This window comes from Actinopolyspora lacussalsi, from assembly GCA_030803735.1.
Taxonomy (GTDB): Bacteria; Actinomycetota; Actinomycetes; order Mycobacteriales; family Pseudonocardiaceae; genus Actinopolyspora; species Actinopolyspora lacussalsi.
The window spans coordinates 811626-835721 of record JAURUC010000001.1 but is presented as its reverse complement, the minus strand read 5'-3'; the positions used below and the strand labels follow the sequence as shown (position 1 = coordinate 835721).

Here is a 24096-nt window from a genome sequence, read left to right as displayed (position 1 = left end):
TCCTACTAGGCTCACCGTCGTGGAGATCCAGGAAGACTACACCGGACACGTGCAGCCGGGCGGTGCCGCCGCGCGGCGGAGGCTGGACGCGCTGACCGTCACCAAGATTTCCGTGGGGCGGATGGACAACAACGCGTACCTGCTCACCTGCAGGCGCACCGGGGACGCGTTGCTGATCGACGCGGCCGACGATCCGGAGCGGTTGACCGACCTGCTCGGCCACGACGAGGACCGTCCGCGACTGCGCACCATCGTCACCACGCACCGGCATCCGGACCACTGGCAAGCACTCGGTTCCATCGCCGGTCAGACCGGTTCCTACACCGTGGCTCATCCCCTGGACTCGGAACCGCTTCCGATCCCTCCCGATCGGGAGGTCGGACACGGCGAAACCATCCAGGTGGGCGAGTCCGCGCTGGAGGTCGTGCACCTGCGGGGACACACGCCTGGTTCGATCGCGCTGCTCTACCGCGACCCGGTGGGGCACCCGCACCTGTTCACCGGGGACTCGCTGTTTCCCGGTGGGGTCGGCAAGACGGGGACACCGGAGGACTTCCGCTCGCTGCTCGACGACGTGGAGAACCGGGTCTTCGGCGTTCTCACCGACGACACGTGGTTCTATCCCGGCCACGGTGACGACTCGACCCTGGGGAACGAGCGTCCGAAACTGTCCGAGTGGCGGGCACGTGGCTGGTGAGTACCGATCGGCCGACGAGCCGACGGACGAGGCTCGCCCATCGCGGGTTCCGGCCGGCCGAGAACACCTCGACCGGCCGCGCTCCCGAGCGGTAGCCCCCTGTCGAATCGCACCGGATCCGGCGACACACCGACGCTGAGCGCAGTGGACGACGAACTGGTCCCGCAGAGTGGGAGCGTGCTCCGCCACACCGTCATCGTGCTGAGCCTGTTGCTGGCAGCACCAGAGGTCCTGCCGTCACCACAAGCGACGGCGTCCTCGAGTTCGGTGTCCTCGAGTTCGGCAGCGGGTTGCAGGCAACCGAGTCCACACTTACGGGTGATGCAGTACAACATCCATTCGGGCCGTGACTCCCAGGGGAGGTTGAATCCGCGACGGACGGCTTCGGTGATCGAGCGATCGGGAGCCGAGGTGGTAGCCCTGCAAGAAGTGGATGTGCACTGGTCACGGCGCAGCGCCTGGCGCGACCAGGCGAGAGTGCTGGCGAGCAGGCTGGGGATGCGCGCGTTCTTCGCCCCGATCTACACTCTTCCCCCGCCACGGCCGAGTTATCCGAAACGACGGTTCGGCCTGGCGGTACTGAGCGAACACCCCGTGCTCTCCGCGACCAACCACCGGATGACCAGGCGAAGCACTCAACACCCCTCCGAGAGCACCGTCAGACTGCCGGGATTTCCCGAAGTGGTCGTGGATATCAACGGAACCGCCGTGCACGTTTACGCCGCTCATCTGGACTACCGAAAAAGCCCTCGGACGCGACGGATCCAGGTGAGGGAGATCGTGACCGCCCTGGATCGGAACGAGCCGGGTACGCCCCGACTGCTGCTCGGGGATCTCAACGCCACCTCGCGAGCTCCGGAACTGGCTCCGCTCTGGAAGCGGCTTCGCGACACGGCGGGACACACCGGCGCGCCGACCTACCCGGCGCGAGGACCGCGGGTGCGACTCGACCACATAGCGGCGTCCCGGGAGACGGAGGTCGTTTGTTCGACGACGGTGGCCAGCACGGCCTCCGATCACCTTCCGGTGCTCGCGGAACTGCGAATCCCGAGTTGAAAAGTTCGGTTTCCCGCTCGGGTCACGGGGTCCACGACACCTCTCGGGAACCCCCGTTCGTGTGACGTTCGGCGACGGTTATCTCACCGCGACACGCTTTGGCGATCTTGTGCCTGCGCCGAATCCGCTCCAACAGCCCGAGGGGACGGGACTTTTCGCCGGGTGTCCCCTCCCCGTGCGAGATTTCGAGCCCGCCACGCCGCAACGAACCGGAAAACCGCCAGCTTTCCCATCTTTCGAGGTCGGTACTGGTGTAGTCGTACCCGAATACCATTCCCGTCCCCCCGTCGGAGAGCAAAGCATCATCCAATGGGGTGATTTCCATACGGCCGGAGCTGCGCTCACCGAGTGCCACGGTACTAACCGCGGGGGTCTCCGACCCGTGAATCAACAACGCGTCTCGCGCGGGATCGTCACGGCGGGCGGATTCGACGACACGGTTCACTCCGGACAACTCCACGACCACTCGTGGCATCCACCACCAGTTCTCGCGGCGGAGCAGCAGGCTGTCGACGAGCGCACGCGAGGGCGGGTATTTGCGCAGCTCCTGTTCGAGCAGCTGTTCGCCGAACAACGAGCCCGACAGATCATCGATCACCCGGACGGGACCGAAGACCACCATGCCCCCCTCCCCCGTTCGCAGCGAACGTCCGTCCGTAACGGCGAAACCGACCTCGGTCGCCTCCGCCAACAGTCGAACGGTCGCACGATGGGAGTACGGCAGCGCCACACACGGCACCTCACCACGCAACAACGGTGTCACGGCGATCCCGTTCGGACGTCCCGCCGAGTCCACCCAGCAGAGTTCGCCGGTCAGCGCCTTTCGCCACACTGAACGGATTTGCCGCAACGGCTCTGTCCTTTCAACCTGGTGTGTGACCCCTGAATGGGAGATACTCTCCGTGGGTGGCTTATACCACGTTGTCGGACGCCGCAGCCACGCCGGAGGAGTGAGACATGCCCGCGATCGTTCCGGCCCTGGTGGTTCTGGGGATCTTCGCTCTCGGATACCGCTACTACTCGGCTTATCTGGCACGCCGTGTGTACGGTTTGGACCCCGAGTTCGTGACACCGGCCCACCAGAGGGGGGACGGAGTCGACTTCGTACCGACGAACAAGCACGTACTGTTCGGACACCACTTCACCTCGGTAGCGGGTGCCGCTCCGATCGTGGGACCGGCCATCGCGGTGTTCTGGGGTTGGGGACCGGCACTGCTGTGGATCACTTTCGGAACCATCTTCGCGGCGGGTGCACACGATTTCGGTTCACTGGTGGTCTCAGTACGGCACCGGGCCGAGAGTATCGGAACCCTGGCTCGTGACGTGATCAGCAGAAGAGCTCGCACACTGTTCCTGTTGATCATTTTCTTCCTGCTGACACTGGTCAACGCCGTGTTCGCCGTGGTCATCGCCAACCTGTTCGTGGCCAACCCGGCTGCCGTGCTGCCCGTGGTGCTACAGGTGCCACTGGCCATCGGTATCGGCCAGTACGTCTATCACACCAGGTCCTCGGCGTTCCTGCCATCGATCATCGGTGTGATCGTGTTGTATCTGACGATCCTGCTCGGCATGGCCTTTCCCGTCTCGCTGGGTCCCCTCGCCGCCACGCTCGGGGTGGAGCCCAGGACACTGTGGGTCGTCTTCCTGTTCGCCTACACCTTCGTCGCCTCACGACTTCCGGTGTGGGTGTTGCTACAGCCCAGGGACTACATCAACTCGCACCAACTGTTCGTCGGGCTCGCCGTGATCCTGGTGGGCGTCGTGGTCGGCTTCGACCGGATAGTCGCACCCGTGATCAACGACGTCCCCGCCGACTCGCCGAGCTGGTTCCCGTTCCTGTTCGTGACCATCGCCTGTGGGGCGGTGTCGGGTTTCCACAGCCTGGTCTCGTCGGGCACGTCCTCCAAACAGCTGGGCAGGGAAACCGATGCCCGATACATCGGATACATGGGGGCCGTGGGTGAAGGGTCGCTCGCGGTCGCCGCAGTGCTCGCGGTTACCGCGGGAGCGGTGGGCTCGACCGTCGAGTGGAACAACCTCTACGCCAGCTTCGCCACCGCCTCCGACGGGGCGACCCAGAACTTCGTACGGGGTGTGGCCGGATTCGCGAACAATCTGGGACTGCCGATCAGCGTCGGCCTGGTGTTCGCCACGATCATGGTGATCAGTTTCGCCGCCACCACGATGGACACGGGCGTACGGCTACAGCGTTACGTGGTGCAGGAGATCGGCGAGATCACCAGGGTTCGCCCGCTGGCGCGCAACATGACACTGGCCAGTACGGTTGCCGTGGTCATCCCGATGGCGATGGCGTTACTGCCCGGTGGAGGCGAAAAGGGCTACACCTTCGGGGTTCTCTGGCAACTGTTCGGTACCACCAACCAGCTCACGGCTGGGCTCGCGCTGGCCGTGGTGGCGGTGTGGGTGACCAAGAACAGGCGGAATCCGCTGGCGGTACTGGTACCGCTGCTGTTCCTGCTGGTGATGACCACATGGGCTCTGGCGCTGAACCTCGTCGAGTTCGTCACGCAGGGTCAGTGGGTACTCGCCCCGCTGGATGTGATCATCTTCCTGCTGGCGGTGTGGCTGATCGTGGAAGCGGCAGTAGCGCTGCGCAGAGCTGTGCGCAGCCGCGACGAAACCACCGATTCCCATCATTACGCCACGGAAGGATAAGGATGATGTGACGGGCTCCGACGGCAGGAGCCCGTCATCCGTCCACCCCGCCGGGCACGCGTGGGGAGGCCCCGCCCGGGACGGGCTCGACGCGCCGAGACGCCACAACGGAATCGATTCGGCCGATCGGGTGTCGTTCCCGAGTGCGGCTCTCCGGGGGTCGTGAACGGACCAAGGGACAGCCACACCACCTGAACAGCATGTTCGCGACACGCCCGGTTGGCACGGGGCCATCCGCTCCGCCCGACCAAGGCCCTGAACCGGATGGCCAGCACGTGATCAACCGTTGAACACCGGAGGTGGCATCGATCACACTCCAATGATCGTGGGAACTCCACACACGCCCAACCCGAACGGTCGGGTAACACCCGACCGCCGAAGACAGGAGCCGGTGTGTCCCGACGATCAACCGAGTCCACCCCCGTTTCCCGGACACGGGAGACGAACGAACCAAGGGCCCGCCAACGCGCGACGATACGTCCCGTGCTGTGGCGTGTGCATTTTCTCGGCGGAGTACTGGCCGCCCCGATCTTGTTCGCCATGGCGATTACCGGAATTCTGTACGCCTGGAATCCGCAACTGGAACACATGCTGCACCGGCAGGCCCTCAGCGCGACCGCCGAAGGCCCGGCGCGACCGCTGGACGAACAGATCTCCTCGGCGCGTGAAACACGGCCCGAACTGCGATTATCCTCTGTGACCCCTGCCGCTCCTGCCGCTCCGGCGGGCGAGGAGACAACGGCGGTAACCCTGGCCCCGGAAACAGCCGAGCAGAACAGGTTCGAAAAGCCGAAAGGCACGGTGACAGTCTACGTCGACCCGTCTTCGGCCGAAGTCACCGGCAGTATAACCGAATCGAACCGGCCGGACGAATGGCTGCGTAACCTGCATTCCAACTTTCGAATAGGGAAATTCGCGGAACCGATATCCGAACTGGCCGCGAGTTGGCTGCTGGTATCGATAATCACCGGACTCGTGCTGTGGTGGCCACGCGACAACCGAGCTCTCGCCAGAAACTTTCTGTTCCGGAAGCCGGGACGTCCCCGGTGGCGTTCGCTGCACGGGCTCGTCGGAGTCACCGCCGCCGCGGGGCTGGTACTGCTCATAGTCACCGGCCTGACCTGGACGACGTACGCGGGTTCCTGGGTCGACGTGGCACGAAGTCAGTTCGACTCGGACTCACCCGAGGTGTCCACGGTACTGCACCCGAACACCGGGACCGAGGAGGCCGGTGGAGCCACAGTAGACGAATCAGCCACGGCCGAGGTGACGACGGCCGGAGCAGACCGGGCGGCAACCGCGGCGCGGGAGGCCGGACTGAACGGAGTCGTGGTATTCGAGCCACCCGACTCCCCCGGACACGCGTGGAAAGTCGAGGAGGACGACAGCCGATGGCCGGTGAACCCCACAGCGCTGGCCGTGAACGGCGACACCGGTGAGATCGTCGACCGGGTGGAATGGGCGGAGTACCCTCCGCTGGCCAAGGCCACCTCGCTGGGGATCGACTTTCACCAGGCCCAGTTGTTCGGGCTGGCCACGCGGCTGCTGTTGACCGCGCTCGCGGTCGCGTTGCTGGTGCTGATCATCGCGGGTTATCGGGTCTGGTTGTTGCGCAGGCCCTCCGGCTCACTCGGCGCGCCACCGCGCCTGGGATCAGTGGTGCGCAACGCCCCGTTGCCGATACTGCTCGGATTCGCACTGCTCATGGTGCTGCTCCCCTTGCTGGGCATCACACTGCTGGGATACCTGGCCCTCGAGCGAGCGGTGCACGCGATCCGCACCAGCGGGAAGTAGCACCCGGCTCCGAGGCTGGTCACGTGCGGTCGGGTCGGTCGTTCGGCCCGACCGTGGTCCCGCACACCGGGGACGGGGACCCGCCCGTCCGCGCCGCTCCGCACAACCGGTCCGGAGCGATGCGGTTCGGGTGCCCTTCCGGGCGTGACAATGTGGACACGGCACACTTCGGAGTCCAAGGCTGTGTCGAATCATCACATCGATCACGTCGAGATCCGCGTCTAGCCTGATCCGACATGACGACGGAGTTTCCGGATCCTTCCACCGGGTTCGCCGATCTCTCCGGCTCGACCGCGCTGGTCACCGGCGCGGGAAGCGGAATCGGGTTCGCCTGTGCGAAGCGACTGGCAGCGGCGGGCTGTCTGGTACACGTACTGGATCACGACGAGCGGGCCGCGACGGCGGCCGCGAACGAAATCGACGGCCGGACACACGTACTGGACCTGCGGGAGGACTCGGGAGTCACACGATTGCCGACCGAGGTGGACATCCTGGTCAACAACGCCGGGATTCAGCACGTGGCGCCGATCCAGGAGTTCCCCACCGACGTTTTCACACAGATCCAGCAGGTCATGGTCACCGCCCCCTTCCTGCTGATGCGCCACTGCCTGCCGCACATGTACGAGCGGGGATGGGGACGCATCGTCAACATCTCCAGCGTCCACGGAGTACGGGCCAGTGCGGGTAAATCGGCGTACGTAGCCGCCAAGCACGCGTTGGAGGGACTGAACAAAGTGGCCGCGCTGGAAGGGGGCCCGCACGGTGTCACCAGCAACTGTGTCGAGCCCGGCTACGTGCGAACCCCGTTGTTGGAAGGCCAGCTCGCCGCCCAGGCACGCGAAAACGGCATCCCCGAGCACGAGGTGGCCGACCGGGTCTTCCTGCGACACAGCGCGATCAAGAGGCTCATCGAGCCGGACGAGGTAGCCACAGTGGTCGGTTGGCTCTGCGGGCCGGGCTCCGACTATCTCACCGGCGCCTCGATACCGATCGACGGAGCGTGGACCGCGCGGTGACCCTCACCCGGTTCCGGTTCCGCCGCACCACGTACCGGTTCCCGCCCCGGGCAACCGGGTATCCGCACAACTCGTGTCCCGGCACAACAGGAGTGAGACATGAACGCGACACGATCCGATTCGCCCTCCGGCACCTCACTGACCCGGATCGTCGGATCGAGCATGATCGGCACCACTGTCGAGTGGTACGACTTCTTCCTGTACGGCTCGGCAGCCGCGTTGGTGTTCAACACGGCTTTCTTCCCCACCGAGGACAAGCTGATCGGTACGCTGCTGGCGTTCTCCAGCTTCGCGATCGGCTTCGTGTTCCGCCCGCTGGGTGGCCTGGTGTTCGGTCACTTCGGTGACCGGCTGGGACGCAAGAAACTGCTGGTGCTGAGTCTGTTGCTGATGGGGGGTGCCACCTTCGCGGTGGGGCTGCTTCCCACTTTCGGGGCGATAGGCGTCGCGGCCCCCATCCTGCTGACCCTGCTGCGAGTGGTGCAGGGATTCGCCCTGGGCGGTGAATGGGGCGGAGCGGTGCTCATCGTGTCCGAGCACACCGACAGCGCACGACGCGGCTTCTGGGCCTCCTGGCCGCAAGCGGGGGTACCGACCGGCAACCTGCTGGCCACCGCGGTACTGGCCGTGCTGTCAGCGGTGCAGTCGGATGAAGCCTTCATGGCGTGGGGCTGGCGTGTCCCGTTCCTGCTCTCGGGACTGCTGGTGCTGGTGGGACTGTGGATCCGACTGTCGGTCAGCGAGTCGCCGGTGTTCCTGGACGCCGCCGACAAGGCGCAGCAGCGAAGCACTCCCGAGCAACCGCCCATCGTTCGGGTGCTGCGCGAGCAGTGGCGTGAGGTGCTGATCGCCTCGGGGGCACGCTTCGTCGAGAACGTCTGTTACTACGTGATCACGGCATTCGTGCTGACCTACATAACCGAACAGTTGGGGCTGTCCGAATCGATCGCGCTCAACGCGGTCCTGGTCGCCTCGGTGGTGCATTTCGTGGTCATTCCGATCTGGGGTGCGCTGTCCGACCGGTACGGCCGCAGAGGGATCTATCTGATCGGCGCCGTGGGAACCGGTTTCTGGATCTTCGCGTTCTTCCCGCTGCTCGGAACCGGGTCGTTCACCCTGATCGCGCTCGGGGTGACGGGCGGCCTGATCCTGCACGCGGCCATGTACGGTCCGCAGGCCGCTTTCATGTCCGAGCTGTTCGGCACCCGCGTCAGGTACTCGGGCGCCTCGATCGGCTACCAGCTGGCATCGGTGATAGCGGGCGGGCTGGCGCCCACGATCGCCACCGGCCTGCTGGCCGCGTTCGACAGCTGGGTACCGATCGCGGTCTATGTTGCCCTGGGCGCGGCGGTGACCTCCGTGGCCATTCTGTTCGCCACCGAGACGCGGGGAAGCTCGCTGCACACCGAGAGCACGGCGGAAACCGAAATCGCGCGGTAAAGGACGGGTGAGCGGCGGTGTCGGCGGGAAGCCCGTACCACCGGGACCAGGAACCGGCGGCGGAAACCGAACCGCGTTCGTCACTCGGTTGCCGTCGGGACCACCCCGCCCCGACCATGACGAGCATGCTCACCTGCTCGGATTACCTGCTGAACCTGTTCGAACTGCTCGCGGGCGACGGCACCAGTGAGCAGCTCGCGCAGGTACCGGTGGAAGCGCGTGCTCAGCTCCCCGCCCGGGACCTGCACCGCGTGGAGCGGGCGGGGAAGCTGGCGCTACGACTCCGCAACACCCTCGACGAACGGCGCCGCCACGAGTCGGAACTGGCCGCCCTCTTCGACACCGCGGGGGACCTGGCGCGGGTCCGCGATCCCGACGCGGTGTTACGGGCGATCGTGCACCGCGCGCGGATGCTGCTGGGAAGCCACGTGGCTTATCTCAGTCTCAACGACTCCCGGGCGGGTACCACTTACATGCGGGTCACCGACGGGTGCGTCTCGGCGCTGTTCCAGCAGGTGCGGCTCGGGATGGGAGAAGGTCTGGGCGGACTGGTGGCCCAGACCGCCCGGCCCTACGCCACCCCCTCCTACTTCGAGGACGAGCGGTTCACGCACACCGACGACATCGACCACGCCGTCGGTGACGAACGGCTCGTGGCCATCCTGGGAGTTCCGCTGTCGGTGGGTGGCTCGGTGATCGGAGTGCTCTACGCCGCGGACCGCTCGACACGCGACTACTCGCACGACGAGATCGCGCTGCTGTCCTCACTGGCCGACCACGCCGCTATCGCCATCGACAACTCACGACTGCTGGAGGAGACGCGGCACGCGTTGGTGGAGCTCAACACCGCGCACGAGACCATCCGTGAACACAACTCGGCGATGCGACGTGCCGAACGAGCCCACGACCGCCTCACGGATCTGGTACTGCGCGGCGGGACCCTGGAGGACATCGCGAAAGCCGTGGCAGACGTGCTCGGGGGCGGTATCGTGGTACACGACGAGGACGGCACCGAGCTGGCGTGCGCGGCGACGGACTCGTTGCCGTGGCCCGGCCGGGCGGTGCGGCAGTCCCGCAACAGCGGGAGATCGGTGCCGTGGCGGACGAACCTGGTGTGCGCGGCGTTGGCCGGCCCCGAACTGCTCGGCAGCCTGACGCTGGTGGGCTGTCACGAACCCGCCGATGCCGATCGGCGGTTGTTCGAACGCGCGGGTGTGGTTACCGCACTGGTGCTGTTGCTCCGACGCAGAACCGCCGAGGCGGAGGAACGCGTGCGGGGAGAGCTGATCACCGAGCTGCTCGGCGCGGGGGAACGCGCGTACGGTGGCCTGTCGGCCAGAGCGAGACGGGTCGGCTTCGATCCCGAGGGCAGCAAAGTGGTGCTGGTCTCTCGCTGCGGAAACGCGGATCGCGAGCGACTGGCTTCCACGGCCTCGCGCTATGTCGGGCAGCACAGCGGTCTCGCGGGTACCCATGGCGACCATCTGGTTCTCGTGCTTCCCGGTACGGATGCGGGAAGCGCGGCCCAGTACGCCGCCCGAGCACTCGGCACGAGCGCGGCACGTCCGGTCACGGTGGGCGGTTCCGGACCTGTGGAGGGGCTGGATGGAATCGCGGGCAAGTACGAGGAGGCGTGCCGCTGCCTGGAAGCACTGCTCGCGCTGGGCCGCACGGGTGAGGGGGCGGCCCTGGCGGAGTTGGGATTCCTGGGGGTGTTGCTGGGGGACCGTGGTGATCTCTCCGGCTACGTACGTCGAACCGTCGGGGCGGTACTGGACTACGACTCCCGCAAAGGCACCGATCTGGTCAAAACACTGCGAAGCTACTTCGAGCACGATGCCGGTCTCAGTAGAACGGCTCGAGCGTTGCACGTGCACGTGAACACGGTCGCCCAACGGCTGGAGCGGGTTTCGGCACTGCTCGGCCCGGACTGGCGGACTCCCGAGCGCGGCCTGGAGATTCAGCTGGCGCTGCGGTTGCATCGGCTGTCCGGCGACGAGCAGTAGGGCTCCCGCCCTGCCGCGACAACCGGCCACGCCACGACAGCTCGACGGGAAGTACCGGGAAATCGGGGCGCGGTCTTCGAGAGCGGATCTGTCCCCTTCCGGATCTGTACCGTTCCGGGAGCAGTCCGAGGCGCGTTCGACTCCGAATCCCGGTCATGAACCGTGCGAGTCACCAACATCGGCTGGGTGGTGCTGTTGCCGTACTCATCGCCCTGCTCGCGGTGGCGGCAGCCCTGACGGCGGGACACCTGGTCGCCGCGCTGACCGAACCGCTCGCCTCCCCTTACCTGGCGGTGGGCAACACGGCGATCGATCTGACACCGCAGCCGGTGAAGGAACTGGCGATCGACCTGTTCGGCACCGCCGACAAACTCGCGCTGCTGGTTGGCATGGGAATCGTGATCGCCGCGCTGGCGGCGGTGGGTGGACTGGTGTCACGCCGGACCCCGGTGCCCGGGATGACGATGATCACCGGCTTCGGTCTGCTCGGTATGGCCGCCACCGTGTCCCGCTCCAGTCTGGACCCATTGGCCCTGACAGCTCCCGTGACAGCCGCGCTGATGGGGGTGGCTGCCTTTGCCTGGCTGCACCGCGCTGCCTCCGCGAAACCCCAGGGAAGCGAGCCGGCGTCGGCGCGATCCGGGCAAGATGCCGAGCGGGAGGACGCCGAGCGGGAAGAAACGGCGACGGAAGGCGCGGCCGGCGGACGCAGGCGCTTCCTGATCTCGGGAGTCGCTGTCGCCCTCGCTTCGGGGACCGCGGGGGCTGTCGGACAGCTGCTGAGCGGGGCACGTCGGGTCAGCAGGTCCCGGCAAGCCATCGGAGCACTGGAGCCGGACGTCACGGCACCCCCGGTTGCGGCGGGGGCGGATTTCGCGGACTCGGGAACGCCGACCTTCATCACGCGCAACGAGAACTTCTACCGGATCGACACTGCGTTACGTGTGCCGCGGCTACCCGCTTCGGAGTGGGGTCTGCGAGTACACGGCATGGTCGATCGGGAGTTGAACCTCACCTTCGACGATCTGATGGACCGACGACAGCTGCAGAAACCGATCACGATGGTATGCGTGTCCAACCCGGTGGGCGGCTCCTACATCTCGACAGCCGAGTTCATCGGAGTGCCGGTCCGCGACATTCTGGCGGAGTCAGGGATACGGGACGGTGCGGAACAGGTGCTCAGTACCAGCGTGGACGACTTCACCGCCGGAACCCCGATCGACGCGCTCACCGATCCCAACCGGGACGCGCTGCTGGCGGTGGGGATGAACGGCGAGCCACTGCCCACTGAGCACGGCTTCCCGGTCCGCATGGTCACACCGGGGCTGTACGGCTACGTCTCGGCGACCAAGTGGGTGACCGATCTCGAAGTCACCACCTGGGACGCTCGTACGTACTGGGAAAAGCGGGGTTGGGCGGAACGCGCCCCCGTCAAGACCCAGTCACGCATCGATCGCCCTAAGGGGTTCGAGAAGACGCCTGCGGGCAGGATCACCGTGGCGGGCATCGCATGGGCGCCGCACACCGGGATCGAGCGTGTCGAGGTGCGAGTCGACCAGGGGGCCTGGCGAGCGGCGGAGCTTTCCGCCGCCGTCAACACGGACACCTGGCGTATGTGGCGGATCGAGCTGGATCTCCCACCCGGCGGCCACAATGTGGAGTCCCGAGCCACCGACCGCTCAGGCTACACCCAGACCGCGAAACGTGTTCCCACGGTTCCCGACGGAGCCACCGGCCGGCACTCGATCTTTTTCACCGCGGAATGACGCGAGTCACCCAATAAGCGGAAGAAAATTCGCCGAGACGCCAATCGAGACCTCACTCGACTCCGAATGCCGGGAAGAAATACTTCGGGGCCACCCCGGAAGCGAACCGAAGGGAAACGACCGATTCCGATGAACAACACGCGAGTGAAAACCGCCGTTACCGGCGCCGTGGCTTCCATGGCCCTGTTGCTGTCCGCATGCGGCGGAGGAGCCGAGAGCGGCGACCAGAATCAGAACGAGCAGAATCAGTCCTCGCAGTCGCAGCAGAACGGGGAACAGTCCGGGCAGGAACAATCCGGGCAGGACAGCATGAACGAGCAGGGTGTGACCACGGTCGACGACATCTACGGCCCGGCCGCCTCCAAGGTACCGACCGACCCCGGCAACGAGGGATCGGCCAAGGGCATGGTCGATGATCCCGTGGGAACGGCCGCGAGCAACAATCCGCTGCTGACCAGCCTGACCAAAGCGGTGCAGACGGCGGGCCTGGTCGACACGCTGAACAAGTCGGACGCCAGCTACACCGTTTTCGCACCCGCCAACTCGGCCTTCGAAAAGCTGGATCCCGCCACGTTGGAGGCGTTGCTCAACGATCCCGCCAAGAAGGAGCAGTTGACCAACATTCTCACGTACCACGTGGTTCCCGAGCGGATGAACGCCGAGGAACTCGGCAACGCCGGTGAGGTCGAAACGGTCAACGGAAAGACCGTTCCGATCAGCGGCAGTGGTGAGAACATCAAGATCGACGGGGCGAACGTACAGGTCGGGAACGTTCCCACCGCCAACGCCACGGTGTTCGTCATCGACGAGGTACTGATGCCTCCGAAGCAGTGATCGGTAAAATTCACCCAGGACTTCGGATCGGTGAATCGCGAGTTTTCACCGATCCGAAGAATCCTTTTCGCACCCGCTTCCCGGCCCACGAGGACCGGCTTTTTCGTGAGCCGACCGATGCCTTCATCGTCGGCCCGCCGCCGAAAACAGTTCCCGACTCCGATCGCGTGCCGTACGAACGGCCCCCACCCCGCGGCCGACGTCCTGAGTCGGTGGATGGACAATCACACACCGTTGTCGCAGTAGTCGTCCGCTCGGGAGGAACGGGTGCGGGTCCTGATCACCGGAGGGGCCGGGTTCATCGGCTCCCACGTCGCGGAACGGCTCATCTCCGCAGGGCACGAGGTCAGACTGCTCGACAATCTGCTGCCCAGCGCCCACGGAACCTCCACGCGGGAAGCGCACACCCACGCGGAGGACCTCGTTGTCGGCGACGTGCGGGATCCCGAGGTGATCGGGCCCGCACTGTCCGGAATCGACGCGGTTTGTCACCACGCGGCGATGGTCGGTCTGGAAACCGGCCCCGCGGACACACCCGCCTACGTCGAACACAACGACCTGGGAACCGCGCGGTTGTTGTCGGCCATGACCGAACGAAGGGTCGAGCGGCTCGTACTCGCCGGATCGATGGTGGTTTACGGGGAGGGGCGCTATCACTGCGCCGTTCACGGTGTCGTGCGTCCGGGGCCGCGCGCCGCCGAGGATCTGGACCGCGGCGTGTTCGAACCCCGTTGCCCCCACTGCGGCGGACTGCTCGAATCCGGGCGGGTGCCGGAGGACGCACCGACCGATCCGCGCAACGTCTACGCCACCACGAAACTCACCCAGGAGCACCTGGTCGCTTCCTGGGCACGTCAGACCGGCGGACACGCCACGGCGCTGCGCTACCACAACGTGTACGGCCCCCGCATGCCGCGGGACACCCCGTACGCCGGCGTCGCCGCGCTGTTCCGTTCGGCACTCGCACGTGGCGAGGCTCCCCGCGTGTTCGAGGACGGCGGACAGCGTCGTGACTTCGTGAACGTACGCGATGTCGCCGAGGCGAACCTCGCGGCGCTCGAACATCCTCCGCACGGTTTCGTCGCTTACAACGTGTGCTCCGGTGAGCCCCGCACCATCGGCGAAATGGCACGCGAGCTCGCCACTGCCACCGGCGGCCCCGAGCCCGTGGTCAGCGGACAGTACCGGCTCGGCGACGTGCGCCACATCGTCGCGGATCCAGAGCTGACCGCGAAGGAGATCGGTTTCCGCGCCCGGATCGGCTTCACCGAAGGGATCACCGAGTTCGCCAACGCGGCCCAACGCGGCACATCCGACTGAGCCGAGGAACTCACGGCGGTGCGACGCTACACGGCGCCCTCCCGTTCGACGCTCGCACGCAACGCCGCCGCGAATTCCGATTCGGGAACCGATTCGGCCACGCGATGCGCGTCCGGCACCGTGTCCACGTCGGAGAGTTCAACCAGTTCGTGGACCCGGAGTCCACGTTGTTCCAGGGCCGCTCCGGTCAGTTCCCCGGTCTCCGGTCGTGACATCGGGACGTGACCGAGCACTTCCGCGTCATGCGGTTCGCGCAGGCCGAGCGCCCACCACCCGCCGTCCAGCGCCGGTCCCAGAACCGCTTCCGGACCCTCGTGGGAACGCAGCGGCGCGGCCGATTCGGCGAGCAGTTCGGGAGTGACCTGCGGTGTGTCCATCCCGATCTGCAACACGGGCGAGCCGGGATAACGTTCCGCGACCTCGGCGTGCGCCGCGGCCAGCCGCTCGCCGAAATGCCCCCCGCGCTGCCAGACCAGATCCATGTCAGCCATGGCGTCCGTGATCGCGTCACGACGGCAGGCACGCTCTATTTCACCTGTCCAAGCGATCACCGGATGAATCCCGGGGACACCGCGAACCGCGGTCAGCGTGTCCAACAGGCTCGCGGCGGCCACAGTGGCTGCCTGTTCCGGGGAAAGTGGTGGTGTGAGGCGTGTCTTGGCCAGCCCGGTCTCGGGAGCCTTGGCCACGACCAGTACGACCGTCGGATTCATCGCAGCACCTTGATCATGTCACGTACCGCACGAGCGGTTCCCTTCATCGAGCCGGACACCTTGGATCTCGTACCGCTTGTTCGGGGGGAGTACCGGACCGGTAGTTCGCGTACCCGCCAACCCGCGCGTCCCGCTCGCAGCAACAGCTCGAGGGGATAGCCGAACGCGCGATCCTGGATGTCCAGGTCGAGCAGTTTCACACGATCGGCGACCCGAACCGGAGCCAAATCATGCACGGGCAGTCCGTTTCGACGGATCAGTGCCGCGATGGCGGCATTGCCCACCCTGACGTGCCACGCCATCGCCGAGCGTACGGTCGGCACCCGCTTGCCCACCACGAGATCGGCCGCCCCCTCGACCACGGGATTGATCAGCGCGGGAAGTTCGGTCGGCTCCACGGAACCGTCCGCGTCGAGTACGCAGATGACCCTGCCGCGCGCGTGCGTCAGCCCGGTGTGCACGGCCGCGCCGTAGCCAGGCCTGGACTCGCGGACGACTCGTGCGCCGTGCCGGGCCGCCACCTCCGGCGAGCCGTCGGTGGAACCGTTGTCCACCACCAGGACGGGCACGGCAAGCCCCTCGACGATCGAGTCCAGTACCGCGGGCAGGGCCGCGGCCTCGTCGAGGCAGGGCAGCACCACCTCGACGTCGACGGTTTCGTTCAGCGGTGGCCTGGGCATGGCTCCGAACTCCGGGTGGGGCTCACTCGCACGATCGTGCCTGATCACTGTGCCTGACTCCTTTCGCGTGACACACGTTCGCTCGTCGCCGCTGGTGGCGACGGCCGGGCGTACTGCCGCACACTGCCACCGAACACTGTTCGTAGGCCGTCGAGGAAGGGATTGGTAACGAGCGAGGATCCGCGTCCTCGGGCGGCCGACCGTGGAAGCCGCTCGGAGCGAGGCGACCGGTGATCCATCGACTCGTCGTCCCTCGTCGACAAGAACCGGTGATCCCGTCACGATGGCACAACCGTGTATATCGTTCGGAGCACGCGCCCGCCCCGCTCAAACCGAACACCTCACCCGAAGAAGTGATATCGCGAATTTGAAGGGATCCGAGTGGATTTCTAGACTGAGCCGCGACGAGCGGTTCGCCGTGAGAACCGATCCCTCGCCGAGCAACCCTAAGGAGCAACCCGCATGCGGACAGTCACCGGCCCCACCGAGCGTGTTGTCGTCGTGGGCGCGGGACTTTCCGGATTGACCGCTGCGCTGCACCTGCTCGGAGCGGGACGCGAGGTGACACTCGTCGAGGCGGAGGATTTCCCGGGAGGCCGTGCGGGGCGGCTGGACATCGCGGGATACCGCATGGACACCGGGCCGACCGTGTTGACCATGCCGGAGCTTCTGGACGAGGCGCTGGCGGCGGTGGGTGAATCGGTACAGGACCGGCTGGAGCTGATACCGCTGGATCCAGCCTACCGCGCGCGGTTCGCGGACGGTTCGAGTATCGATGTTCGTACCGACGCGGCGGCCATGGAACAACAGGTACGGGAGTTCGCGGGCCCCGAGGAGGCGACGGGTTACCGCCGGTTACGGCAGTGGTTGAGCAGGCTCTACTCGGTACAGTACGAGACCTTCATCAATGCCAATTTCGACTCTCCGCTGAATCTGCTGGAACCCAATCTCGCCCGGTTGGCAGCGCTGGGCGGCTTCGGGGGGCTGCACCGCGGGATCGGCCACTTCCTGCGGGACGAACGACTGCGACGCGTCTTCTCGTTCCAGTCCTTGTACGCGGGGGTGGCACCGCACAACGCGCTCGCCGCGTATGCGGTGATCTCCTACATGGACACGGTACGGGGCGTGTACTTCCCACGCGGCGGCATGCGAGCGGTGCCGGACGCGTTGGCCGCGGCGGCCGCCGGGGCGGGAGCGGTGTTCCGGTACGGCAACTCGGTGACGGAGCTGGAACGTCGTGGACAACGGGTCACCGCTGTGCACACCGATCACGGTGAACGCATTCCGTGTGACTCGGTGGTACTCACTCCCGATCTTCCCATCTCCTACCGGTTGCTGGGTCGTGCTCCGCGACGTCCCGTACGACTGCGCGCGGCTCCCTCGGCGTTGCTGATACACGCCGGGACGAACCGGGACCAACCGGAACTGAGTCACCACACGCTCTCGTTCGGACAGGCATGGAAGGGCACCTTCGACGAGTTGACACGTCACGGGAAGCTGATGAGCGACCCTTCGGTACTGATTACGAATCCCACTCGCAGTGATCCCTCACTCGCACCTGCGGGCAAGCATCTGCACCACGTACTGGTTCCCTGCCCCAACCTGGACCTCGCCCGCCCCGATTGGGACGCCATCTCGAACGGATACGCGCGAGAAGTGATCGACTCACTGCAGCACCGGCTCATGCCCGGATTCGAATCCTCGGTGGAGGTCAGTCGCATAGTTACACCGGCGGACTGGGCGGCACGGGGAATGCTCGCCGGCACCCCGTTCAGCGCGGCGCACACGTTCGCCCAGACCGGCCCCTTCCGCCCGAGAAACCTGGTCAGCGGTATCGAGAACGCGGTCCTGGCGGGCTGCGGAACCACCCCGGGTGTCGGGGTTCCCACCGTGGTGCTGTCCGGCAAGCTGGCAGCTCACCGCATCACCGGGAACGGCCGAGGTGCACGGGGGACTCGCCGTATACCGGGCGTCGGATCGGCCGCACGATGAGCGAGCGGGAGCTGGACGCGGCCGGTATCCACTCGCCGTGGCTCCGAGCTGCCTATCGTCGGAGTCGTGAGCTCAACGCGAGACACGGACGTACCTACTTCCTGGCCACACGGCTGTTGCCGCCGTCACGCCGTCCGGCGATACACGCGTTGTACGGTTTGGCGCGGGAAGTCGACGACATCGTCGACGAGCCACGGGGCCCCCTCGAACGACGGACCCGGCATGCCCGGATCGACGACCTGTGGAGGGAGCTGGACCGGGGATTCGCGGGTGAGCGAAGCCAGCTCGCGGTGGTGAGGGCGGTGGTGGACACCGCGAACCGCTACGGGATCGAACAGCGGCACTTCAACTCCTTCATGGCCTCGATGCGGCAGGATCTGACCGTCGCCGGGTACCGGAACCGCGCGGAACTGGACGAGTACGTCCACGGCTCGGCCGAAGTCATCGGTTTACAGGTGCTCCCCGTGCTGGGCACCCGGTGCCCGCCGGAGGAAGCGGCTCCTTACGCGGCGGCGCTGGGAAACGCGTTCCAACTCACCAACTTCCTGCGCGATGTCGGTGAGGATCTGCGCAAGGGACGCGTGTACCTGCCCGCTGACGAGCTGCTCGCTTTCGGCGTCGACGAGCCGAGACTGCGGCACTGCCTGGAGACGGGGAGAGCGGATCGAAGGGTTCGCAGCGCACTCGCCGACCAGATCGCCCGTACCAGAGCGATCTACCGGTATGCCGCCGAAGGGATCGAGATGTTGGATCCGATCTCACGTCCGTGTATCGCCACGGCCTACACGCTCTACGGTGAGATACTGGATCGGATAGTGGAATCGGGGTACGACGTGTTCGCCAATCGTGTCTCGGTGTCGCGGTCACGCGGATTCGGTGTGGCGCTGCGTGGCACTGTTCCCGTGGTCACTGCCCGGATTCGGGCACGGTTGACGGATGGTCTCGCTCAGGTGTCGTCCAGTTCTATGTTGGGTGGTAGGTAACCGATGGACTCGAGCTCCCCCGCTTCCGACGGGGAATTCGTGGTTCTGCTCGACGACTCGGGTGAGCAGGTGGGTACGGCACCGAAATCCGAAGTGCACCACGGTGACACTCCCCTGCATCTGGCCTTTTCCTGCTATGTCTTCGACGCCGCGGGAGAACTGCTGGTTACTCGTCGTGCGCTTCAGAAACGAACTTGGCCCGGTGTTTGGACGAACTCCTGTTGTGGGCATCCGGCGCCCGGTGAACCGATGGAGGCCGCGGTGCGACGCAGGGTGCGGGAGGAACTCGGGCTCGAGATCGGGACGCCGCGGCTGCGGTTGGCGAACTTTCGTTACCGAGCCGTCGACGTCACGGGGGTGGTGGAAAACGAGTGGTGCCCGGTGTACACGGCCGTCACCGACGAACCACCCGCGCCGGACCCGTCCGAGATCGCGGACTGGAAACGGGTGATCTGGGAGGACTTCGTGCTGCTGGCGATGCGAACCCCGTGGGCGATCAGCCCTTGGGCGGTCGAACAGGTTCCGCTGCTGAACACCGTGTTCGAGGAATCCTCGAACACGGTGGAAGCAGGCTCGGAGCCGAAGGGGACGGCGTGAGTTCGTCGACCGCGACCGCTGTTCGACACGACGGGCGAATCCGGCCCGAAGTGATCGGGATACCTAGCGAGACCGGACCGCTCACCACTCGCACGGTTACGCGAGAGCCGGTCAACCGCGGCAGGTCGCCGAGTCGAGTGTCCACACCCGACCACACACGCGATGGTTCTGCTACGAGTTCCAGGTAAGGACTGCTGATGTCTTCCCGGTACCCCGTCGTGGATGGTTTCGAGCAGAGCGCTCGACAGTACGACCGGCTGGTCGGAATCAATCCCGGATACCATCGCGCGCTGCGGCGATCGGCACGTCGGTTGCACCTGCCCGACGGTGGCCGCGGACTGCGGTTGCTGGATGCGGGTTGCGGTACCGGCGCGTCCACCGCGGCGCTGCTCCGAATCGCGCCGCACGCGCGCATCGTGGCCACGGACGCTTCCGCGAACATGCTGGCACAGGCCGAACGTAAGTCCTGGCGGGACAAAGTGGAGTTCGTTCACGCACCGTTGGGCGGCCTCGAAGAAGCGGGGGTGCGCGGACCGTTCGACGGGATCATGGCGGCTTATCTGCTCCGCAACCTCTCCGACCCCGATGCCGGGCTGCGCGTGCTGCGTGAGTTGCTCGCCCCCGGCGCTCGCCTGGCCCTACACGAGTTCTCCGTGCGGAACCGCCCCGTCTCCCGGCTCGTCTGGTCGGCGGTGAGCTGGAGTGTGATCATTCCCGCCGGTGAACTGAGTACGCGGGGCTCGGGGATTCACCCTTACCTGTGGCGCAGCGTGCTGCGGTTCGACTCGACCGAACAACTCGCCGCGCGGATGCGTCGGAACGGCCTCGTCGGAGTACGTCTCGGCTCGATGTCGGGATGGCAGCGCGGCATCGTGCACACACTGACCGGAAAGCGACCCGAGACGGCGGAAGCATGAGGCGCGGTTTCCCGACTTACCGATCGGCCGGTGACAACGGGCAAGTTGGGCACGGACCTCCCGGGGTGGACCGCAGGGCGGTGCCGCATCCCCCACACGACGGCACGCCGGACACGAGTCACCTCGCGCGTGTCCCCCGGGTAGCGGTGATCGGCGGTGGCATCGCGGGACTCGCGACGGCCACCTGTCTGGCCGAGCGCGGCGTCGGGGTCACTGTGCTGGAAGCACAGGATCGGTTGGGCGGACGTGTCGGTGGTTGGCGGACCACGCTCGCCGACGGCTCGGACGTCGGTATGAATCGTGGGTTCCACGCGTTCTTCCGGCAGTACTACAACCTTCGCGCACTTCTGCGGCGTGCCGATCCGGACCTTTCGGGACTGACCGCGCTTTCGGACTATCCGCTGCTGCACAGTGCCGGATATCGGGACACCTTCGCCGGGCTGCCCCGTACTCCACCGTGGAATGCCTTCGCGTTCGTCGCGCGAAGTCCCACGTTCAACTGGCGTGACCTCCCACGACTCGGAACCCGTGCCGCGTTGCCACTGGCACAGGTGTCTGTCCCGGAGATCTACGAGCGTCTGGACCATCTCGACGCGGACACGCTGCTCAATCGAATACGCTTTCCCGCGGCTGCCAAACATCTGGCGTTCGAGGTGTTCTCCCGCAGCTTCTTCGCCGCTCCCACCGAGCTGTCCGCCGCCGAACTGGCGACGATGTTTCACATCTATTTCCTCGGCTCCAGCGAGGGACTGCTGTTCGACGTGGCGGCGAACTCGTTCCCGGAAGCGTTGTGGAATCCGCTGGCAGAATACCTGATCGAACACGGTGTGACCCTGCTCACCGACACCCCGGTCAGGGCCTTGGAACGGGGATCCGACCGACGCTTCGCGGTACGTTCGGAGTCCGCGGGAGCACGAGAGGCCGGTATTCCGGAATTCGACGCGGTGGTGCTGGCCACCGACACCGCTGGGCTGCGGAACATCGTCGGCAACTCACCCGACCTGGGGACGTCACGGTGGCGAACACGGATAGCGGAGTTGCGCGAGGCACCGCCGTTTCTGGTCTCCCGGCTGTGGTTGGACCGACCGGTTCGCCGGGACAGACCCGGGTTCCTCGGAACGAGTGGCTACGGGCCGCTGGACAACATCAGCGTGTTGGAACGCTACGAGCACGAAGCGGCCCGTTGGGCGGGAGATCGCGGGGGTTCCGTGCTCGAGCTGCACGGTTACGCACTACCGGGTGAACCATCCCTCGACAGCATCCGATCGCGGATGCTGTCGGAACTGGCCAGGATATATCCGGAAACCGGAGTAGCGGGCATCGTGGACGAGCGCCACGAACTGCGAGCCGACTGCCCACTGTTCCCGCCCGGTGGTTTCGCGGAGCGTCCCGGCGTGCGAACGCCCGATCCGGCGCTGATGCTGGCAGGAGACCTGGTGCGTGTCGACCTACCGGTCGCCCTGATGGAACGCGCCGCCACAACCGGGATGCGAGCCGCGAACGAGCTGCTGCGCGGGTGGGGTGTGCGGGGACACACCCTGTGGAGCGTTCCCGACCGTGGCCGATTCGCCCTGTTGCGCGACCTGGGACGCTGAAGCTCGAGTCGGTGGACCACGAGGCGTACACACCTGCGACGGCCGGGAGCAGTGCGGCTCCCGGCACACTCAGCCGGGAAACCGCCCGGTGCTGCGCAGTTCGTAGCGCCGTTCGGCGTAGGCGAGGTCGTCGGCCCACAACCGCAGTGCCACCCGTCGCATCAACGGGCGCAGCAAGCCTGCCGCGGGCAGCGCCATCCGGAACCCGGGACGTCGGGAGTAGGCGACAGTGGCCTCGATGACGGCGGTGCGCGGCCCGCCGTCGGGGCCGGCTTCCAGCGGTGTGGCGTGGGTTTCCACCACGCTACCGATCCCCTCCCCCTCAACGATGCGCATCACCACGGTACGCGGGTCCGGGCAGTGGAAAGTGGCGGTTACCGGCACCCCGATCCCGCGGGACAGCCGGAACGAGACGAGCACCTCGAAGAAGTCCTCCTGCTCGCTGCTCTCGAAGTCCGGGGCGCGCCGCACGCTGAGGTTGGCGAACGAGTAGGGATGGAACCACGAGCCGTGCCAGGGATCCAGCCGATTGGCCACCACGTCGTCGGGTTCGCAGACACCGGTCGCGGTAGCCACTTCGGAGATGCTGTCCCGCAGCGGTGGGCGGCGTGGCACCACCGGACGTTCCAGCGGCTGTTCCCCACCGGAGTCGTCCAGGCGCACCCAGGCCAGTACACCGTCGTCGTAAGTGGGGAACGGCGTCCACCACGGACCACCCCGTTCGTCCAGTCTGAGCCCGTGCCAGCGACAGACCAACTGTCCGCAGTCCACCGCTGCCTGCCCGAGCGGCGCCCCCAGATGCGGGCAGGCCCCCGGGCCCGCGCGCAGCGCGCCGTCCTCGGTACGCCACGCGACCACCTCGGTGCCGGCCACGGTACGGGCGAAGGGGCTGCGTCGGTCGATCTGTGCGCTACCCGCCAGCACGAACCAGTTACCGGACGGACGTGCCTGGGCACGTTTGAGGGCGGCCGCGATCAGCGAAGGGCGGGCCTCGCGCCATGTTCCCTCCTGCCGAGCCCAGTCGGAAACCCGCAACCTGCGAAGTGGCAGTGCGTTGCGTACCGAATTCCCGTTCGAGAAGCCGAACATGCTGACTCCGTTGCTCGATTGGGGCGACGTCGCGCGAACCGGACGCCGGGAAGACTAACCTGCTGTCGGAGCCGAGGCACACAGGCTCACCGGGGAGACGTCCTGGCTCGAAAGCACCGCACCCGCGCGTGGAGCCGAGCTGCCACCGATGAACGGGACGACTTCGCCGCGAAGCCACGAAACCCTGGAACGAGCCGTTTTCGAGTTACTCGACCGGAGATTCCGCCCGGCATGCCCGTGCTTCACGGCACGACTCCGACACACTCGGTAATGTACGGTACGTCGAAACGGCGTGGAGATCGACCCGGTCAGTGTTCGTCCTCCAGAGTGCGGGCCGCACGGCGCGCACACTCCCCCAGGTCCTCGGCCGCGGCCGCCGCCTGGTCCAGCGCGAGGTGAACGGTGCGTTGCTCGGGCACACCGGGATTCTCTTGGCGCTTGGCCAACCCGTCCAACAGAGTCGCGAGACGTTCCCCTATCAGCGTAACCGCACGCAGCAGCTCGTGACTGAGCTCCTGACCCGACGATGTGTCGTGCCCGGTGTGGAGCTCGTGTACGGCCTGGTTGAGCCTGTCCGTGTCATGGGCTATAACGCTCCACGACGGCGTGCTGGTCGTTCGTTTCGGCAACGGGCTCTCCAAACAACCGTGCGACGGTGAACGATTCCGATCGACCACACGATCAGTTCCGCGACCGCGGACGATCCCCGACGAGCCGGTGCGCATCGAACGTGGTCGCGGCTCGACGTCGCGGCACGGCAGCACTACCGCCGTATCGCCGCGACCGGCCCACGCGGCGTATCCTCGCTCCGCTCCATCGAGGCATCGCGACTCCGGAAGTCGTGGCTTTCCGCCGGTGAGATGAACATACCCACGAACGATTCAGATCACACTTTCGTATCGAATCCCGTTACCGCACCACACCG

General features: G+C 66.4%; 20 protein-coding genes. 15 read left to right on the top strand and 5 right to left on the bottom strand.

What is annotated here, in order from left to right; translation table 11 throughout:
- Nucleotides 1-19 precede the first annotated feature (19 nt).
- Both J2S53_RS03650 and J2S53_RS03645 read left to right on the top strand, forming a co-directional pair.
- Complete coding sequence (locus J2S53_RS03650; RefSeq protein WP_456239757.1) at nucleotides 20-697, top strand: MBL fold metallo-hydrolase; 678 nt, start codon at nucleotides 20-22, stop codon at nucleotides 695-697.
- A gap of 144 nt (nucleotides 698-841) precedes the next feature.
- Nucleotides 842-1753, top strand: coding sequence for an endonuclease/exonuclease/phosphatase family protein (locus J2S53_RS03645; protein WP_456239756.1), 912 nt, complete (start codon nucleotides 842-844; stop codon nucleotides 1751-1753).
- Nucleotides 1754-1775: 22 nt separating this feature from the next.
- On the opposite strand, the gene J2S53_RS03640 is transcribed toward J2S53_RS03645, so the two are convergent.
- A complete protein-coding gene (locus tag J2S53_RS03640) occupies nucleotides 1776-2585 on the bottom strand; it encodes a hypothetical protein (protein ID WP_456239755.1) in 810 nt (269 codons plus the stop codon).
- Nucleotides 2586-2710: 125 nt separating this feature from the next.
- Here J2S53_RS03640 and J2S53_RS03635 point away from each other — a divergent pair, with 125 nt between their 5' ends.
- From J2S53_RS03635 to J2S53_RS03600, 8 genes are all read left to right on the top strand, one after another.
- Nucleotides 2711-4429: a carbon starvation CstA family protein gene (locus tag J2S53_RS03635; RefSeq protein ID WP_456239754.1), complete on the top strand. Its 1719-nt coding sequence runs from the start codon at nucleotides 2711-2713 to the stop codon at nucleotides 4427-4429.
- Between the two features lie 483 nt (nucleotides 4430-4912).
- Nucleotides 4913-6223, top strand: a complete 1311-nt coding sequence (locus tag J2S53_RS03630) for a PepSY-associated TM helix domain-containing protein (protein ID WP_456239753.1) — start codon at nucleotides 4913-4915, stop codon at nucleotides 6221-6223.
- Between the two features lie 236 nt (nucleotides 6224-6459).
- On the top strand, nucleotides 6460-7239 hold the full coding sequence (locus J2S53_RS03625; RefSeq protein ID WP_456239752.1) for a 3-hydroxybutyrate dehydrogenase: 780 nt from the start codon (nucleotides 6460-6462) through the stop codon (nucleotides 7237-7239).
- Nucleotides 7240-7338: 99 nt separating this feature from the next.
- Entirely contained in the window at nucleotides 7339-8679 is a 1341-nt protein-coding gene (locus J2S53_RS03620) for an MFS transporter (RefSeq protein WP_092980077.1), read from the top strand.
- 116 nt (nucleotides 8680-8795) lie between these two features.
- The gene (locus tag J2S53_RS03615; RefSeq protein ID WP_456242691.1) at nucleotides 8796-10685 is read left to right on the top strand and encodes a helix-turn-helix domain-containing protein; all 1890 of its coding nucleotides are present in this window, start codon (nucleotides 8796-8798) and stop codon (nucleotides 10683-10685) included.
- A 155-nt stretch (nucleotides 10686-10840) separates the two neighbouring features.
- Complete coding sequence (locus tag J2S53_RS03610; protein ID WP_456239751.1) at nucleotides 10841-12451, top strand: molybdopterin-dependent oxidoreductase; 1611 nt, start codon at nucleotides 10841-10843, stop codon at nucleotides 12449-12451.
- Between the two features lie 129 nt (nucleotides 12452-12580).
- Entirely contained in the window at nucleotides 12581-13285 is a 705-nt protein-coding gene (locus J2S53_RS03605) for a fasciclin domain-containing protein (RefSeq protein ID WP_456239750.1), read from the top strand.
- Nucleotides 13286-13552: 267 nt separating this feature from the next.
- Nucleotides 13553-14605: an NAD-dependent epimerase/dehydratase family protein gene (locus J2S53_RS03600; protein ID WP_456239749.1), complete on the top strand. Its 1053-nt coding sequence runs from the start codon at nucleotides 13553-13555 to the stop codon at nucleotides 14603-14605.
- A gap of 26 nt (nucleotides 14606-14631) precedes the next feature.
- Here J2S53_RS03600 and J2S53_RS03595 read toward each other — a convergent pair whose 3' ends face one another.
- Together J2S53_RS03595 and J2S53_RS03590 are read right to left on the bottom strand one after the other, a co-directional pair.
- Nucleotides 14632-15318, bottom strand: a complete 687-nt coding sequence (locus J2S53_RS03595; protein ID WP_456239748.1) for a TIGR04282 family arsenosugar biosynthesis glycosyltransferase — start codon at nucleotides 15316-15318, stop codon at nucleotides 14632-14634.
- Nucleotides 15315-15998 carry a glycosyltransferase family 2 protein gene (locus J2S53_RS03590; protein WP_456242690.1) on the bottom strand — a complete coding sequence of 228 codons (684 nt, stop codon included), beginning with the start codon at nucleotides 15996-15998 and terminating at the stop codon, nucleotides 15315-15317. Before J2S53_RS03590 ends, J2S53_RS03595 begins: the two co-directional genes overlap by 4 nt.
- 462 nt (nucleotides 15999-16460) lie before the next feature.
- Between J2S53_RS03590 and crtI the strand changes: the two genes are divergently transcribed.
- From crtI to J2S53_RS03565, 5 genes are all read left to right on the top strand, one after another.
- Complete coding sequence (crtI, locus tag J2S53_RS03585; protein WP_456239747.1) at nucleotides 16461-17990, top strand: phytoene desaturase family protein; 1530 nt, start codon at nucleotides 16461-16463, stop codon at nucleotides 17988-17990.
- Nucleotides 17987-18973: a phytoene/squalene synthase family protein gene (locus tag J2S53_RS03580; RefSeq protein ID WP_456239746.1), complete on the top strand. Its 987-nt coding sequence runs from the start codon at nucleotides 17987-17989 to the stop codon at nucleotides 18971-18973. The genes crtI and J2S53_RS03580 overlap by 4 nt, the downstream gene beginning before the upstream one ends.
- 3 nt (nucleotides 18974-18976) lie before the next feature.
- On the top strand, nucleotides 18977-19570 hold the full coding sequence (gene idi, locus J2S53_RS03575; protein WP_456239745.1) for an isopentenyl-diphosphate Delta-isomerase: 594 nt from the start codon (nucleotides 18977-18979) through the stop codon (nucleotides 19568-19570).
- 197 nt (nucleotides 19571-19767) lie between these two features.
- A complete protein-coding gene (locus tag J2S53_RS03570; protein WP_456239744.1) occupies nucleotides 19768-20487 on the top strand; it encodes a class I SAM-dependent methyltransferase in 720 nt (239 codons plus the stop codon).
- Entirely contained in the window at nucleotides 20484-22082 is a 1599-nt protein-coding gene (locus J2S53_RS03565) for an FAD-dependent oxidoreductase (RefSeq protein WP_456239743.1), read from the top strand. Before J2S53_RS03570 ends, J2S53_RS03565 begins: the two co-directional genes overlap by 4 nt.
- 69 nt (nucleotides 22083-22151) lie before the next feature.
- Here J2S53_RS03565 and J2S53_RS03560 read toward each other — a convergent pair whose 3' ends face one another.
- Entirely contained in the window at nucleotides 22152-23171 is a 1020-nt protein-coding gene (locus J2S53_RS03560; protein WP_456239742.1) for a DUF5914 domain-containing protein, read from the bottom strand.
- Between the two features lie 308 nt (nucleotides 23172-23479).
- Nucleotides 23480-23800 (bottom strand): hypothetical protein, encoded by a 321-nt coding sequence (locus J2S53_RS03555; RefSeq protein WP_456239741.1) that lies wholly within the window; start codon nucleotides 23798-23800, stop codon nucleotides 23480-23482.
- Nucleotides 23801-24096 lie beyond the last annotated feature (296 nt).

Excerpts from the sequence above, each read along its gene's own strand:
- J2S53_RS03635 (WP_456239754.1), top strand. The coding sequence starts at position 2,711 with ATGCCCGCGATCGTTCCGGCCCTGGTGGTTCTGGGGATCTTCGCTCTC.
- J2S53_RS03625 (WP_456239752.1), top strand. The coding sequence starts at position 6,460 with ATGACGACGGAGTTTCCGGATCCTTCCACCGGGTTCGCCGATCTCTCC.
- J2S53_RS03620 (WP_092980077.1), top strand. The coding sequence starts at position 7,339 with ATGAACGCGACACGATCCGATTCGCCCTCCGGCACCTCACTGACCCGG.
- J2S53_RS03615 (WP_456242691.1), top strand. The coding sequence starts at position 8,796 with ATGACGAGCATGCTCACCTGCTCGGATTACCTGCTGAACCTGTTCGAA.
- J2S53_RS03610 (WP_456239751.1), top strand. The coding sequence starts at position 10,841 with ATGAACCGTGCGAGTCACCAACATCGGCTGGGTGGTGCTGTTGCCGTA.
- J2S53_RS03605 (WP_456239750.1), top strand. The coding sequence starts at position 12,581 with ATGAACAACACGCGAGTGAAAACCGCCGTTACCGGCGCCGTGGCTTCC.
- J2S53_RS03595 (WP_456239748.1), bottom strand. The coding sequence starts at position 15,318 with ATGAATCCGACGGTCGTACTGGTCGTGGCCAAGGCTCCCGAGACCGGG.
- J2S53_RS03590 (WP_456242690.1), bottom strand. The coding sequence starts at position 15,998 with ATGCCCAGGCCACCGCTGAACGAAACCGTCGACGTCGAGGTGGTGCTG.
- crtI (WP_456239747.1), top strand. The coding sequence starts at position 16,461 with ATGCGGACAGTCACCGGCCCCACCGAGCGTGTTGTCGTCGTGGGCGCG.
- J2S53_RS03580 (WP_456239746.1), top strand. The coding sequence starts at position 17,987 with ATGAGCGAGCGGGAGCTGGACGCGGCCGGTATCCACTCGCCGTGGCTC.
- idi (WP_456239745.1), top strand. The coding sequence starts at position 18,977 with ATGGACTCGAGCTCCCCCGCTTCCGACGGGGAATTCGTGGTTCTGCTC.
- J2S53_RS03570 (WP_456239744.1), top strand. The coding sequence starts at position 19,768 with ATGTCTTCCCGGTACCCCGTCGTGGATGGTTTCGAGCAGAGCGCTCGA.
- J2S53_RS03565 (WP_456239743.1), top strand. The coding sequence starts at position 20,484 with ATGAGGCGCGGTTTCCCGACTTACCGATCGGCCGGTGACAACGGGCAA.
- J2S53_RS03560 (WP_456239742.1), bottom strand. The coding sequence starts at position 23,171 with ATGTTCGGCTTCTCGAACGGGAATTCGGTACGCAACGCACTGCCACTT.